Annotated in this window: 11 protein-coding genes; 1 reads left to right on the forward strand and 10 read right to left on the reverse strand. The window is 69.4% G+C overall.

Translation table 11 applies throughout. From position 1 onward, the window contains the following. Positions 1 to 198: 198 nt before the first annotated feature. The 10 genes from AC1DP3_RS04995 to AC1DP3_RS05040 all read right to left on the reverse strand — a co-directional run bounded on the left by AC1DP3_RS04995 (position 199) and on the right by AC1DP3_RS05040 (position 12,687). Complete coding sequence (locus AC1DP3_RS04995; RefSeq protein ID WP_477291912.1) at positions 199 to 756, reverse strand: SOUL family heme-binding protein; 558 nt, start codon at positions 754 to 756, stop codon at positions 199 to 201. A gap of 52 nt (positions 757 to 808) precedes the next feature. Then, positions 809 to 1,744, reverse strand: a complete 936-nt coding sequence (locus AC1DP3_RS05000; RefSeq protein WP_477291914.1) for a L,D-transpeptidase — start codon at positions 1,742 to 1,744, stop codon at positions 809 to 811. Between the two features lie 160 nt (positions 1,745 to 1,904). Continuing rightward, entirely contained in the window at positions 1,905 to 3,104 is a 1,200-nt protein-coding gene (locus AC1DP3_RS05005; RefSeq protein ID WP_477291916.1) for a hypothetical protein, read from the reverse strand. Positions 3,105 to 3,215: 111 nt separating this feature from the next. Beyond that, positions 3,216 to 6,659, reverse strand: a complete 3,444-nt coding sequence (locus tag AC1DP3_RS05010; RefSeq protein WP_477291918.1) for an error-prone DNA polymerase — start codon at positions 6,657 to 6,659, stop codon at positions 3,216 to 3,218. Between the two features lie 24 nt (positions 6,660 to 6,683). Beyond that, a complete protein-coding gene (locus AC1DP3_RS05015) occupies positions 6,684 to 8,246 on the reverse strand; it encodes a DNA polymerase Y family protein (protein WP_477291920.1) in 1,563 nt (520 codons plus the stop codon). 1 nt (position 8,247) lies between these two features. Then, positions 8,248 to 9,198 carry a hypothetical protein gene (locus tag AC1DP3_RS05020; protein WP_477291922.1) on the reverse strand — a complete coding sequence of 317 codons (951 nt, stop codon included), beginning with the start codon at positions 9,196 to 9,198 and terminating at the stop codon, positions 8,248 to 8,250. 219 nt (positions 9,199 to 9,417) lie between these two features. Continuing rightward, complete coding sequence (locus AC1DP3_RS05025; protein WP_477291924.1) at positions 9,418 to 9,981, reverse strand: cysteine hydrolase family protein; 564 nt, start codon at positions 9,979 to 9,981, stop codon at positions 9,418 to 9,420. A 35-nt stretch (positions 9,982 to 10,016) separates the two neighbouring features. Beyond that, the gene (locus AC1DP3_RS05030; RefSeq protein ID WP_477291926.1) at positions 10,017 to 10,514 is read right to left on the reverse strand and encodes an HNH endonuclease; all 498 of its coding nucleotides are present in this window, start codon (positions 10,512 to 10,514) and stop codon (positions 10,017 to 10,019) included. Positions 10,515 to 10,870: 356 nt separating this feature from the next. After that, entirely contained in the window at positions 10,871 to 11,614 is a 744-nt protein-coding gene (locus AC1DP3_RS05035; protein WP_477291928.1) for a M23 family metallopeptidase, read from the reverse strand. 371 nt (positions 11,615 to 11,985) lie between these two features. After that, a complete protein-coding gene (locus AC1DP3_RS05040; protein WP_477291930.1) occupies positions 11,986 to 12,687 on the reverse strand; it encodes an iron-dependent transcriptional repressor DtxR in 702 nt (233 codons plus the stop codon). Positions 12,688 to 12,797: 110 nt separating this feature from the next. On the opposite strand from AC1DP3_RS05040, the gene serC reads away from it, so the two are divergent. Then, positions 12,798 to 13,913 (forward strand): phosphoserine transaminase, encoded by a 1,116-nt coding sequence (gene serC / locus AC1DP3_RS05045; RefSeq protein ID WP_477291932.1) that lies wholly within the window; start codon positions 12,798 to 12,800, stop codon positions 13,911 to 13,913. Positions 13,914 to 13,990: the final 77 nt, after the last annotated feature.

The raw sequence follows: 13,990 nt of genomic DNA on the forward strand, positions 1-13,990 counted from the left end.
GCGCGAGGCGGCGACATCCGACATGCGATCTCCCCACAATCTGGCTGGACGGACTCGGCCGCTCCAGCGGCGTCAGTCTCGGCTCATCGTAAACCCGCTTCTCGACGCCGGGGCGCGCGGGCGGGGCGGGCGCCGGCGCCGGCGTGCGCGCAGCGCAGGTCAGGCGGCTGATGTGAGGCGGGCGTGTCCGGGTGCGCGTCAGGCGTCGCGGGCGACCTCGACAAGCACTTCGTTCCGCCGCAGGAACCATGGGGTGAAGGGCGGGTCGAACCGGGCGAAACGCGGTTCGGCGACGACGTCGAGCCCCGCCGCCCGCACCCCGTCGAGCAGCTCGTCCCGGTGTCGCTCCCAGGACTCGCGGGTCCACCGACCGGAGAAGCGCAGGGCCGCGACCAGCTGATCGGGAACGGCGCGGAGCGACACCTCGGGGTTCGTCGGTGCCGGGGCATCCGCCTCGGTGAGCGCGGCGGGGAGCACGAACGCCACGACGAAGCCCTCGCCGTCTCGCTGCTGAAGCACGGGCGCCGTCATGCCGATGCGCTGCGGCGCCTGCACGACGGGGGCGGTCATCTCGATCGACCGGCGCGCCGTATTGTCGCCGCCTATGTAGCCGGCGAGCTTGCGGAATGCCTGGTTGCCGGCATCCTCGAACGACGCCCCGAGCACCACGGTCTCGGCGAGGACATGTGCCGGGTACCGCCGCAGCTCCCAGCCGTCCCTCTGCTCCACGACGTCGTACGGCTGCTGTTCAGTCACTCTCTGACGCTACGCCTGCTTCTGGGTGGAAGCGCCGCTGTTGAAACGTCGGTCAGGGTCTGACGATGACAGGTGTTCCCAACGGAAGCAGGGCCAGCTGCTCGATCGCCGAGGAGTCGACACGGATGCATCCGTTCGAGATCGCTCCGGATCGCTGATCGTGGTAGTGGAACGCGGTGACCGCGACGTCCGCTCCACCGAACCCGTCCAGCGTCGGCGACTGCACCGAAAGGTAGACGATCGGATGCCCGCGGGTGTACGTGAACTCCGGAACCGCTCGCTCAGTCATGATGAACGCCCGACCCGCCGGAGTCGGCGTGGCTCCCGTCCCCCAGCCGAAGTCGACCGCAATCCGCTCGGGGACGCCGTCGCGCACGATATCGATGGTGCGGGACGAGAGACTGACCTCGACAACCACGGTCGCCGGGGCCAGTTCGACGTCCTGCATCCGGAGCCACCCGGTCACCTGCGCGGGGTTCCCCAGCGACGGTACGGCCTGCCGACCGGTGAGCAGCACATGCACCCAGTGGTCCTGCTTCTCCACCACGGGCACCGTCGTGCCGTCGAATGCGAATTCGCGGGGAAGATAGGCCACCGGCTCGCCTGCGGGATCTGCGAACACCGGTGCTCCCGCCCCGAGCGAGATCGCCTGTTCTCCGGTGAACGAGCCGAACGGCTGGTCATCGACGGGCAACGCCGACAGCACGGTGAACACGGTCACCGGTGGCAGAGCCGTCAGGTCGTATGACGCGAGGTTCGCCGGGAACCCGGTCGGCGCCGACGTCGGGCTCGCCACGGGGGTGGGCGTCTGGCTCTCGGTCGGCGTCGGGATCGGTGTCGGAAAGGGGACGGATGCCGTCGGCTGCGCTGTCTGCAGAGCCCAGGCCGTAGCGAGTGCGGCGATCACTGCCACCGAGGCCACGATGATGACCCACCACGTGCGGCGCGGCGTCCGGAATACCGTCGGGTTGCCGTCACCGGGTGTCACCCCGCCTGACTCGCCAGGGCTCTCACCCCGTTCGTCCGTCTCCCCCACCTCTCCATGGTTGTTCCTGACGGCTCAGGCCGCAACCAGACATGGGGGCCAACGCGTGCCCGAGCGAGTTGCCGCACGCGGAGCTCACGCAGTGGCCCCCACGCGAGCGGGATCAGCCGACGCTGTCCTCGCTCCGCAGCATTCCCCGACGTGAACGCACGCGAGCTGCGACCAGCAGAACAGCTCCGGCGCTGAGGAGAGCTGCACCCCAGGCCGCTGCGCCGAGGTCGACTCCGGTCGCCGGAAGCTCTGTCACCGGGGGCGTCACGGGCGGCACCACAGGAGGTGTCGTCGGCGAGACGGGTGCGGTGAACGTCACGTCGCCCTCAGCGATCACGGTGCCCTGTGCAGAGACCTCGATGTGAGTCACACCGAACGGGACGGAGATCGGGACGTCCGATGTCGTACCGGCCTCAACCTCCACCACCGGGAGGGTCTGCACGCTTCCATCGGGCAGGGTGACGGTGATCGTGAACGGCACCGTGTCTGTCGCAGACAGGTCCGAGGCATTGAGCGTCACTGTCGCAGACCCGCCGGTCGAGGTGGCCGCGCCGGCGGTGATCGTGGCGGTGGAGGCCTCGGATGCCGGAATCTCGAAGTCATACGAGTATTCCGCCGCGGTGCCATCAGGGTCGCCGCGGACGACAACGGCGTCGGCGTATCCCAAGGAACCCGCCGGCAGACCGGAGCCCAGGCCGACCTGGATCTCACCCCAGCCGCCGTCCGGATACGCCTCCGCGAACTCGCTCAGCGTGCACAGCCCCGGATCATTGCAGAAGCCGTCGTCGTCGTTGGACTGGAACACGATGGAATCGGGGCCGATCTCCCACGTCTGCCAGACGCCGTTTTCGACGGTTCCGTCGTACTGCGGCTGGAATGTCAATGTGGTGAAGCCGGACGGGAGGGGGGTCGTGAGGTCTTGATAGCCGACGATCCGGAGCGTCGGGGTGCTGTTGGCATCAGCCCCGTCCGGGATGAAGGTCGCATAGGAAGCACTCGTCCCGGTCCAGGGAACCGGCGTCGGCACAACCTGCCCGGGCTCGCCGGTCGGCACGGCGAACGCGAGCGCGCGATCGGTCGATTCCGGCGTGTAGAGCAGGAGGCTTCCCCGCCCGAGCGGCGGCGTCGCCGGCCCCTCGACGAAATCGACCACGGCATCGTCGGTCGAGTCGGGATGGATTCCCCACCCGGCGCCGGTGGCAACGTCGCCGAGGTCGCTGAATGTGTCAATGACCACCGGGGGCGATCCTGGTACCGCGAAGAGCGTGACGGCCGCAAGAATGGGTGCGAGTGCCCCCGAAATCAATGCCATGACAGTTCCTTTCATAGGCATATGCGCCCAGCGGGTGGGCGTTTCGGCTCACACTATCCTCACAGCCACCTCTCAGGCAATGGATCTCGCCACTGACCAGGGGTTCAGGCATCACCGGAAGTCGCGGGACTGATGGGGCACGGCGACGCGCATGTCTTCGAACCTGTCGGCGAGGAGGTTCGTCACCCCCTCGGCGGAGCGCTCCAGCATCCCGCGCACGATCAGTGCCGGTGAATCCCGGACGATGCGGCGGTAGTGGTTCCAGACCCCGACGGAGCAGATGACGTTGACGAGGCCGTGCTCGTCCTCGAGGTTGAGGAACGTGACACCGGATGCCGTGGCCGGCCTCTGCCGGTGCGTCACGAGTCCTGCGACCTCGACCCGCCGGCCGGTCTCGTGCGCGCGCAGCTCCCCCGACGTCAGCACTCCACGGGCGTCGAGCCCGGAGCGGTAGTGGGTCATCGGGTGATCGTCGGTCGAAACCCCCGTCGCCCACAGGTCGGCGGCGAGGCGCTCGTAGCTCGTGGGATCCGGGAAGAGAGGCGGCTGCACCGAGACGAGGGAGTCGGGAAGGTACTCGGCGCGGTCCTGGGCGGCCGAGCCGGCGAGCCAGATCGCCTCGCGTCGGGTGAGCCCCAGGCACTCGAAGGCGCCGGCCGTCGCAAGCGACTCGAGCTGGGTCGCTGTGACACCTGTGCGACGCACGAGGTCGCGCAGGTCGCGGTAGACACCCCCCTGCTCGCGAGCCGCCACGATGCGCTGGGCGACGGCCGAGCCGATGCCCTTCACCCCCGCGAGGCCGAGACGCACGGCGAAGGCGCCGTCGCGCCGATGCGCCGCGCACTCATCGGGAGCGCGGATGTCGAAGTCGCCGACCGGCGGCTGATGACGGTCGGTGCAGGAATCGAGGCCCGTGGGAGGGAGAGGCGCCCCCTGCACGGACGGCGGGGACCCGACCGGCTCCAAGGTCGCCTCGGCATCGGACAGCAGCAGATCGGGACGAAGCACCTCGACACCGTGGCGCCGGGCGTCAGAGGTGAGGGTGGCGGGCGAGTAGAAGCCCATCGGCTGCGCCCGCAGCAGCCCCGCGAGGAACGCCCCCGGATAGTGCAGCTTGATCCACGAGCTGGCATAGACGAGAAGCGCGAACGACAGGGAATGCGACTCCGCGAAGCCGAAGTTCGCGAACGCCTGGATCTTCGCGTAGAGGTCATCGGCATCCTGCCCCACGAGGTTGTTGCGGGCCATCCCCTCGTAGAGCTTCTCGCGCAGCGACTCGATGCGCTCGACGCCCCGCTTCGAGCCCATCGCGCGGCGCAGCTGATCGGCATCCTCCCCGCTCACCTCGCCCACCGCGACCGCCATCTGCATGAGCTGCTCCTGGAACACCGGGATGCCGAGAGTGCGCTCGAGCACGGGCTCGAGCTTGGGGTGGGCATAGGTGATCGGCTCGCGCCCCAGCTTGCGGCGAACGAACGGGTGGACGGCGCCGCCCTGGATGGGTCCGGGACGGATGAGCGCAATCTGCACCACGAGGTCGTAGAACCTCCGCGGCTGCAGCCTCGGCAGCAGCCCCATCTGCGCGCGCGACTCGACCTGGAACACCCCGATCGAATCCGCTCGGCACAGCATGTCGTAGACGGCCTTCTCCTCCTTGGGGATCGTCGCGAGCTCCCACTCCTCCCCCGTCGCCTCGCGGACGAGATCGAAGCAGTACTGCAGGGCAGCCAGCATCCCGAGCCCCAACAGGTCGAACTTGACGAGCCCCATCCAGGCGGCGTCGTCTTTGTCCCACTGGATGACCGTGCGGTTCTCCATGCGCGCGTGCTCGATCGGCACGACCTCGCCGACGGGCCGGTCGGTCAGCACCATTCCTCCCGAGTGGATGCCGAGATGGCGGGGCGCCTTGAGCAGCTCGGACGCGTAGGCGAGCACCTGATCGGGGATGTCGTGGCCGGCGCCCGTCTCGAGGTGAGCCCCCCATCCCTCGACCTGCTTCGACCAGGCGTCCTGCTGCCCGGGCGAGTGGCCGAGCGCCTTCGCCATGTCGCGGACGGCGTTCTTGGGGCGATACTGGATGACGTTCGCGACCTGGGCAGCCCGTTCCCGGCCGTACTTCGCGTAGACCCACTGGATGATCTCTTCGCGCCGATCCGAATCGAAGTCGACGTCGATATCGGGCTCTTCGTCACGCAGCGACGACAGGAAGCGCTCGAACGGCAGGTCGTAGGCGATCGAGTCGACGGCCGTGATGTCGAGCAGGTAGCAGACGGCGCTGTTGGCGGCGGATCCGCGCCCTTGACACAGGATGCCGCGGCGCCGCGCCTCTTGCACGATGCCGTAGACGATCAAGAAGTAGCCGGGGAAGTCCTTCATCTCGATGACGCCGAGCTCGCGCTCGATGCGCGCCTCGTGCTCGGGCTTGAGGTCGGGGTACTTGCGCGGCACCGCCTCCCACACCAGCTGTCGGAGATACGACATCGGCGTGTGTCCTTCCGGAACCTCCTGTTTGGGGAGGGCGGGCTTGGCGCGCCGGAGCGGGAAGGCGAGTTCATCGGCCAGGGTCACCGTGCGCGCAACGGCCCCCGGGTAGCGCGCGAAGCGCTCGGCCATCTCTGCACCCGATCTCAAGTGCGCCCCGGCGTGGGCGGGAAGCCAGCCGTCCAGCTCATCGAGGCCGCGGTTGGCCCGTACAGCGGCGACCGCGGCGGCGAGATGCTCGCGCTGCGGGACGGCGTAGTGCACGTTGTTCGTGGCGAGGAGGGGCAGTCCGCGCTCGGCGGCCAGCGCCGCGAGCACGTCGTTGTCGCGCGTGTCGAGCGGATTGCCGTGGTCGATGAGCTCCACGTTGACGGCATCCCTGCCGAACAGCGCGATGAGCCGATCGAGCTCCCGCGCGGCGCCGGCCGCCCCCTCGGCGCCGAGGGCATGGCGTACGGTGCCCTTGCGGCATCCGGTCAGCACCGCCCACTGCGAGTCGCCGGGACCGCCCGCACGCTCGGCGAGCTCGTCGAGGTCATACAGCGGCCTCCCCTTCTCCGAGCCCTGAAGCTGCGCATGCGTGAGCGCGGCGGCGAGCCGGTGATACCCCTCCTCGCCGCGCGCGAGGACGAGAAGATGCGTGCCGGCGGGATCGGACTCCCCCGCCCTCGATGGTGTCGGGGAGGAATCCTCGTCGCCCAGTGAGAGCTCGGCGCCGAACGCCGTCTTGACCTGGAGCGACTCGGCGGCCTCGGCGAAGCGGACGATCCCGTAGAACCCGTCGTGGTCGGAGATCGCGAGCGCGTGGAGGCCGAGACGCTCGGCCTCTTCGGCGAGCTCTTCCGGCGAGGACGCCCCGTCGAGGAACGAGAACGTCGAATGCGCGTGCAGCTCGGCATACGGGATGACGTCGGTCGGGCGCTCGATCGACGGCGGAGTGTAGGGGCCGCGCTTGTGCGACCATGCGGGGCTGTCGCCGCCGTCGGCCCCGGCGGGCACATTGCGGGGGCGCCGACGGTCGCTGAGGATGCGCTCGAGCTCGGACCACGGCACAGAGGGGTTGTCGAAGCCCATCGGTCACCTCACCTTCGCGGCCGTTCAGTCATAGCGAGCCTCGGCCTTCCAGCGGCCGTCCTCGCAGATGAGGAGCCAGGCGACGCCGTCGGCATCGACGACCTGGAACCGATGCGCACGACGGGCGCGCGCGGGATCCCACCCCCGCTCGCTGACCGGCCAGGGGCCTGCCCACTGCTCGACGGCACGGCGGCGGCCGCCCTCGATCAGCTCGGCGGGGTGCGCCGTCATCCGACCCCGATCGTCGACCGCGACCGGACCTCCCATCGGAGCGAGCACCTCGACCTGAGGCGGCTTGGCGAAGACGGATGCCGGCAGCGGGTCGGGCAGGCTGCCCGGCCACGGGCGCGTGCGCTCCTTCGCCACCACGGCTCGGTCACCCCACGGCACGAGCACCTGCCGTTCGGCGAGCCAGCGGCCGCCTCCGACGGCGGGCGTCAGCACGGCGCGGTGCCCGAGCATCGCCTGCACGCGGGACAGCGCATGGTGCACGCGCTCTTCAGGCCCTGCCCCGAAGATCGCGGGAGCGTGGTGGGATGCCGCATCCACCCTCTCGGGTGAGATCCGCACGAGAGCGACGCCGCTCGTGAGACCGTCGGCGTCCTCACCGAGCTGCCAGCGCACACGGTCGACGACCGACGTCGCGTCGAATGATCCCGGATGCAGCCACACCCGCTCACTGCGCTCGCCTCGGTCGCCGGTGAGCTCGACGCGCAGCTCGGTGCAGACGAGATCGATCGCGCCGAGACCCGCGATGAACTCGTCCGCCGCAAGGCGCACGCCGAACGCCACCTGGTCGGCGATCTCGAGCGGCGGTTCGAACGCGATCTCACGCTGCAGCTCGGGAGGCGGGGTGCGCGGAGCCACGGCTCGTGGATCGCGGCCCGAGGCGAGGGCGTGCAGCCGGACGCCGCGCTCGCTGAAGCGTTCGCGCACGCGCTCCTGCTCGAGCGCCGCGAAATCCCCCAGCGTCTGCACCCCGAGCCGCGCGAGGAGTCCCGCGAATTCCGGGCCGCCGCCCAGCGAGGCATCGTCGAGCAGACCGATCGGCAGCGGCGCGAGGAAATCGGCGGCCCTCCCCGGCGGCACGACGCACACGGGGTCGTCGGGGCTCGTCCCCGCCCGCGCCGCCTGCTCGGCCGTGAACGGACCATCGCCGACGCCTGCCCGGGCGGTCTCGATCCCCAGTTCGCTCAGCGACTCGAGCAGCATGCACGCTGCTTCGAGCTCGCCCCCGTAGTAGCGAGCAGGTCCGCGCACTGTGAGTGCGCACAGCCCCGCTCTCACGATCTGCACCCCGGGTGCGCGCTCCTCGATGCGCGCGACGAGGGGCGAGAACACCCGATGGTCGCGGATGGCATCGGCGGGGATGATCGCGAGGCGCGGACACCGTGCCTGCGCATCACGGCGGCGCTGCCCGCGCCGCACGCCCTCTGCCCGGGCAGCGGCAGAGCACGCCACGATCTCGTTGTGCTCGAGCACGGCGACCGGAGCGGCAGGGTCCACGGCGCCTTCTCGCGCGAGGGCCGTCACGGGCCAATCCGGAAACCACAGCACGAGGCTGCGCACCGACTCATCGGGGCGCACGTCAGCCCACCGCCTCGAGAATGCGCCTCGCCTCGCGGAAGCGCTCCTGGCGGCGGCGCTCCGCCTCGAACACGCGCACTGCTTCGATCTCGCGCTCCTCTTCGAACTCGCGCACCGCTTTGAGGTCCCGCACTGCGAGTTCGCGCTCCTCGGCGAGCTCGCGCTCCTCGGTGAGCGCCGGCACAGCCCGGACGGGAGCCGCCTCAGCCATGGGCACAGCGACGGGACCCTGGGCCGCGGGAACCGCCGCCGCCATCGGCACCTCGACTCCTCGAGCGCCACGCGCCTCGGACACCAGCGCCACCTCGCCGCGCGGGCCGGGCAGCAGCATCCGCTCGCGTCTGTCGTGTGGCCAGCGCCTGCTCGAAGAAGTGACCGTCACGGCCCTGCTGTCGAGGTAGCCGTGACCGCGCCCCACGCCCGTCCACTCGGGATCACCCACCTCGAGCATCGCCTCCGCCTGCGGCCACGGGCCCTGCACAAGCAGCACCGTCCCGCGGTCGCGCAGTCGCGCCGCCAGACGCGCGACCTGGCCGTCGGCCGCGCGCGTGGGCGGCCGGACAGCAACCACGGGCACGACCTCGGCGATCGTCGATGTCACCGCGAGCCACCGAGGCCCGGGATCGGGGACGAGCACGAGCCGCGCCAGGTCGACACCCAGCGATTCGGCCGCTTCGGCGCCGAGCTCGGGGACGCCGATCACCGCGCACCACGAGCCGTCCTGCGAAGGCCGCGACATCAGCGCGAGCAGAAGCGACGTCGACCTCCCGAGCGAATACGCCGCGCCTGGCCGCAGGCCGCGACCCGGAAGAAGCGACGCGAACGCAGGGTGCGTCGGCAGCACGGGTGCCCCGAGCCGACGACCTTGCACGCGCTCGAGTTGAGCGCGCAGGCGCATGACCTCGCCGTCCTGCTCCTGCCGGAGCGCTTCGTTCCGCACGTTCGCCCTCACCTCCACAGAATAGAACACATGTTCTAGTCATTCAACGGTGATATCGAACTTATCTCCGGCCTCCGACATTTGCCGAATGGTCGACAGCGCACTCTCTCGCCGACCGAGCGGCCTCTTCACGCTGCGAACCCGCACTCTCGGCGACAGTGCGCTCTGTCGACCGCTCGCCTGAGCGCGACCGCGCGCGACCGAGCCGATCCGGACCCCGAGGGCCGGGCGTCAGCCGGCGATGACCTCGGCCGTCGTGGCGATGCGCGCGAAGCCGCCACCCGTCAGCACCAGCGCGGTCGTGGCCATGAGCTCTTCAGCCGTTCGGGTCACGGTGCCGATGCCCGCGACATCCGCCGTCAGATCGAAGGTGCGCGTCGCATCGAGCGCGACCGTCACGTCGTACCCGAGGTTCCCCGCCATGCGCGCCGTCGTCTCCACGCACATATTGGTCTGGATGCCGCAGATCACGAGCTCGCTGATCCCCCGCTCCCCCAGCCACCGGTGCAGATCCGGGTCGCCGTAGAACGCGGAGTTCACGCTCTTGGTCACCAGGAGCGCGGGGTCGACCACCGCGACCGCGTCGACGAGCGCGTTGCCCGGATCATCAGGGCTCAGCGGCGACCCGGGAGAGACCGAATCGTGTCGCACGACGACCACGGGCTCACCCGATTCCGACCACGCATCGAGGAGCGCCGCGACATTCGCCAGGCACTCGGGGTTCGCGGTCGGTCCCCAGAAGTCGAGGTCGTCGAAGGCTCGCTGCATGTCGATGACGAGGAGGGCTCGGGTCATCCCTCCATCCCATCACAGCGACGAGGCACGACGTCTTACGCAGCAAGCTCCAGGTACGGCTCCCACCGAGGATCGGTGCGGTCGGTGCCGCGCACCGTCCACTGCGCACCGTGGGGAGGACGCGGAGCGAATCGCAACTCCCACCCCATCTCCTGCGGCGTTCGATCGCCCTTCATGTTGTTGCAGCGCAGGCAGCACGCGACGAGGTTCTCCCACGTGTCGGCGCCGCCTCGCGAACGCGGCAGGATGTGGTCGATCGTGGATGCCGACTTTGCGCAGTAGCCGCAACGGTGCCCGTCACGGCGCAGCACTCCGCGGCGCGTGACCGGGATGCTTCTTCCTCCGGGAACGCGCACGTAGCGCGTCAGGAGAATGACCGCCGGGCGATCCACCGCCTGTCTCGCACCCCAGACAGGGTCTCCGTCGACGTGCTCGATCACGGTTGCCTTGTCGTTCATGACGAGCACGATGGCCCTCTTGAACGACACGATGGCGAGCGGCTCGTAGCCCGCATTCAGCACCAGAGTGCGCATTCCACATCCTCTCGAATGGCCCGGGACGGCTTCTCGGGTTTCGACCTGCGCGACGATGCAAGAGGTGGAGGGCATGAAAAAAGGCGCTGTCTTATAGACAGCGCCTGGGCGCCGCGGTCATGCCGCGGCATCCGATCCCATGATGCCGAAGGACAAGCAGGCCGAGCGCGTCCATGGTTCGGATGCGTGGCATGGCGTCCATCGGGTTCCCTCCGCTTCTCAGAGCGTCACGTTTCAGGGTAATGCACGACGAAACGGTGCGGGCCGCGAGGCGACATGAACGACCCGTGGCGTGTCGGGGAACCGGTGACAGAGGCGGTCGCGTCAGCTGACGCCGTGCGCTGCGAGGGAACGGATCAGCCGGCGTTCGACTGAAGCCACGAGAGCGGGTCGACCAGCCCGCCGTTGATGCGCACCTCGAAGTGGAGGTGGTTGGCCGTGGAGCTGCCGGTGCTGCCCACCGCGCCGATGACCTGGCCGGCCGAGACGGACTGACCGGAGACGACCTGACGGCTGCCATAGGTCATGTGACCGTAGAGAGTGGAGACCTGCTGACCGCCGACGACCGAATCGATGGTGACGGCGACGCCGTAGCCCGCATAGCTCTCTTGCGAGATCCGGACCACACCGCTGGCCGCGGCGAAGATCGGGGTGCCGGCCGGGGCGAGCATGTCGAACCCGTTGTGGTTCGGGCGGTTCGGCGGACGGAAGAGGTTGATCGAGCTGTAGGTGAAGTTGGTGACCGGCCAGCGCACTTCTCCGGAGCCGGGAGCCGTCATCGACAGGTTCATGCTGTACGCCGACCGCGATGAGGACTTCGGCCTGGCCGCTGCCGCTGCCGCCGCCGCTGCGGCCGCTTCGCGGGCACGAGCCGCGGCGGCCTCTTCGGCCCGCTTCTTCTCGATCTCTTCGGCTGTGGTGGCGGAATAACCGCCGCGGTCGAGCGCTTCAGATGTGGCGTCCGATGCGACGACGAGAGACTGCGCGTCCTCAGCCGCCACCTGCTGCAGCGTCACGGCTGCCTGCGCCGGGGTGCGCCATGCGCCGTAGGCGGGAAGCGCGACTGTCGCGATGAGCCCCACGACCATGCTGAGGATCACCAGACTGCGGAGAGGCCGGAGGGCGGGTCGCGTCGAAGCCGACGGGGCTGCCGTCGACCGAGCGAGACGTCGCGGCTTGGTGCGTCGCGCTGCCGCGCCGCGAGCGCGACTGCGCTTCACAACATCGGTCGGGGTCTCCTGTGACGGTGCGTCGACAGGGGTCTCGATCTCTTCAGCCAAACTATCCTCCGGCGCCTCTGCGCCGTGGCGCTGGCTCGTCCGCATTGGGTGTCGGGGCACTTGATGCAGGTTTCACCGCGCGGACGACGAGCCGGAGAGGCAATCCGTACGGGGTCCGTCGGCGGGCTTTTCGCCTGGTGGACTCTTCGAGGCTACCCGAAGGTAACGAATATGTCACGTTGGGAGCGGTTTCAGGCCCGTTCGTCGACGAGGAAGATGTGCGCAGCGACCTCGACGGGCAGCTCGAGCGCTTCGTCGCTGCCGTCCATCTCGACGAGCACATAGCCCTCGCTGTAGCGGAACGAGCCGGTGCCGCCGGGCATGACGCCCGCCGCTTTGAGCTGCTGGAGCAGCTCGGGATCGACCTGTGCCGGCTCGGCGAGACGGCGCACGGTCCCCGAGACGGGGCCGCCGACCTTGTTGAGATGACGGACAAGCCCCACGACACCCTGATCGAACTTGTTCGCGGGAACATCGCCCAGCTGGTCGAGTCCGGGGATCGGGTTGCCATACGGCGATTCGGTGGGATGCCCGAGCAGCTCGACGAGCCGGCGCTCGACCTGCTCGCTCATCACGTGCTCCCAGCGGCACGCCTCTTCGTGCACGTACGCCCAATCGAGGCCGATGACATCCGACAGCAGCCGCTCCGCGAGGCGGTGCTTGCGCATGACGTCGACGGCCTTCTGCCGCCCCGAGCCGGTGAGCTCGAGCGATCGGTCGTCGGACACGATGACGAGGCCGTCGCGCTCCATGCGCCCCACCGTCTGCGACACCGTGGGACCCGAGTGGCCCAGGCGCTCGGAGATGCGCGCACGCAGGGGGACGATGCCCTCTTCCTCGAGTTCGAGGACGGTGCGCAGATACATCTCCGTCGTGTCGATCAGATCGGTCATTCAGGCATCCTCCGACGCGTGGGCAGGCTCCCCAGCCTATCAATGGGGGTGGGGGCCCGGCGTCGTCACACGGGCGGGGCCGCCGTGACGGCAACCGTAGAATCGGAGCCATGTCCCACGTCCTTCTGCCTCGCGAAATCCTGCCCGCCGACGGACGCTTCGGCTGCGGTCCGTCCAAGGTCCGCCCCGCCCAGATCGAGGCTCTGACCGGTGCGACCGCGGCGCTTCTCGGCACCTCGCATCGGCAGGCACCGGTGAAGGATCTCGTGGGCCGCGTGCGCGCCGGACTCAGCGACCTGTTCCGCCTCCCGAACGGCTACGAGATCATCCTCGGCAACGGCGGTTCGACCGCGTTCTGGGATGCCGCCGCCTTCGGCCTGATCGAGAAGCGCAGCCAGAACCTCGTCTTCGGCGAGTTCGGCGGCAAGTTCGGCTCTGCCGCGAAGGCTCCCTGGCTCGAGGCGCCCGACATCCGTGAGGTTTCTGCGGGAACGCGCACGATTGCCGAAGCGGTCGAGGGCGTCGACGTCTACGCCTGGCCGCACAACGAGACCTCGACAGGGGTCTCCGCCCCGATCCACCGGGTTGCGGGGGATGCCGGTGCGCTCACCGTCATCGACGCGACGAGCGCAGCCGCCGGCATCGACTTCTCGATCGGCGAGACCGACGTCTACTACTTCGCGCCGCAGAAGAACCTCGGCTCCGACGGTGGCCTGTGGTTCGCCGCGGTGTCACCGGCCGCCATCGAGCGGATCGAGCGGATCGCGGCCTCGGGCCGCTACATCCCCGAATTCCTCAGCCTCAAGAACGCCGTCGACAACTCGCGTCTCAACCAGACGCTCAACACCCCCGCGATCACGACGCTCGTGCTGCTGCAGACGCAGATCGACTGGATCACCGCGAGCGGCGGCCTGCAGTGGGCCGATGCCCGCACGCACGAGTCGTCCCAGGCCCTGTACGACTGGGCTGAGGCGTCTGCCTTTGCCACCCCCTTCGTCGCCGATCCGGCTGACCGCTCCCCCGTTGTCGTCACGATCGACTTCGACGAGACGGTGGATGCCGCTGCCGTGGCGAAGAGCCTGCGTGCCAACGGCATCGTCGACACCGAGCCGTACCGCAAGCTCGGTCGCAACCAGCTGCGGGTCGCAACGTTTGTCTCGATTGATCCCGACGACGTCCGTCAGCTGATCCGCTGCATCGACTACACCGTGGAGCGTCTGGGCTGAGATCCCGCCTCGGCTGCGGAGGGTTCCTCAGCAGCCGAGGTCTCACGGTCCTGGGCGGGATCGGTCTACAGGTGCGA

Source organism: Microbacterium sp. P5_B6 (assembly GCF_056400345.1).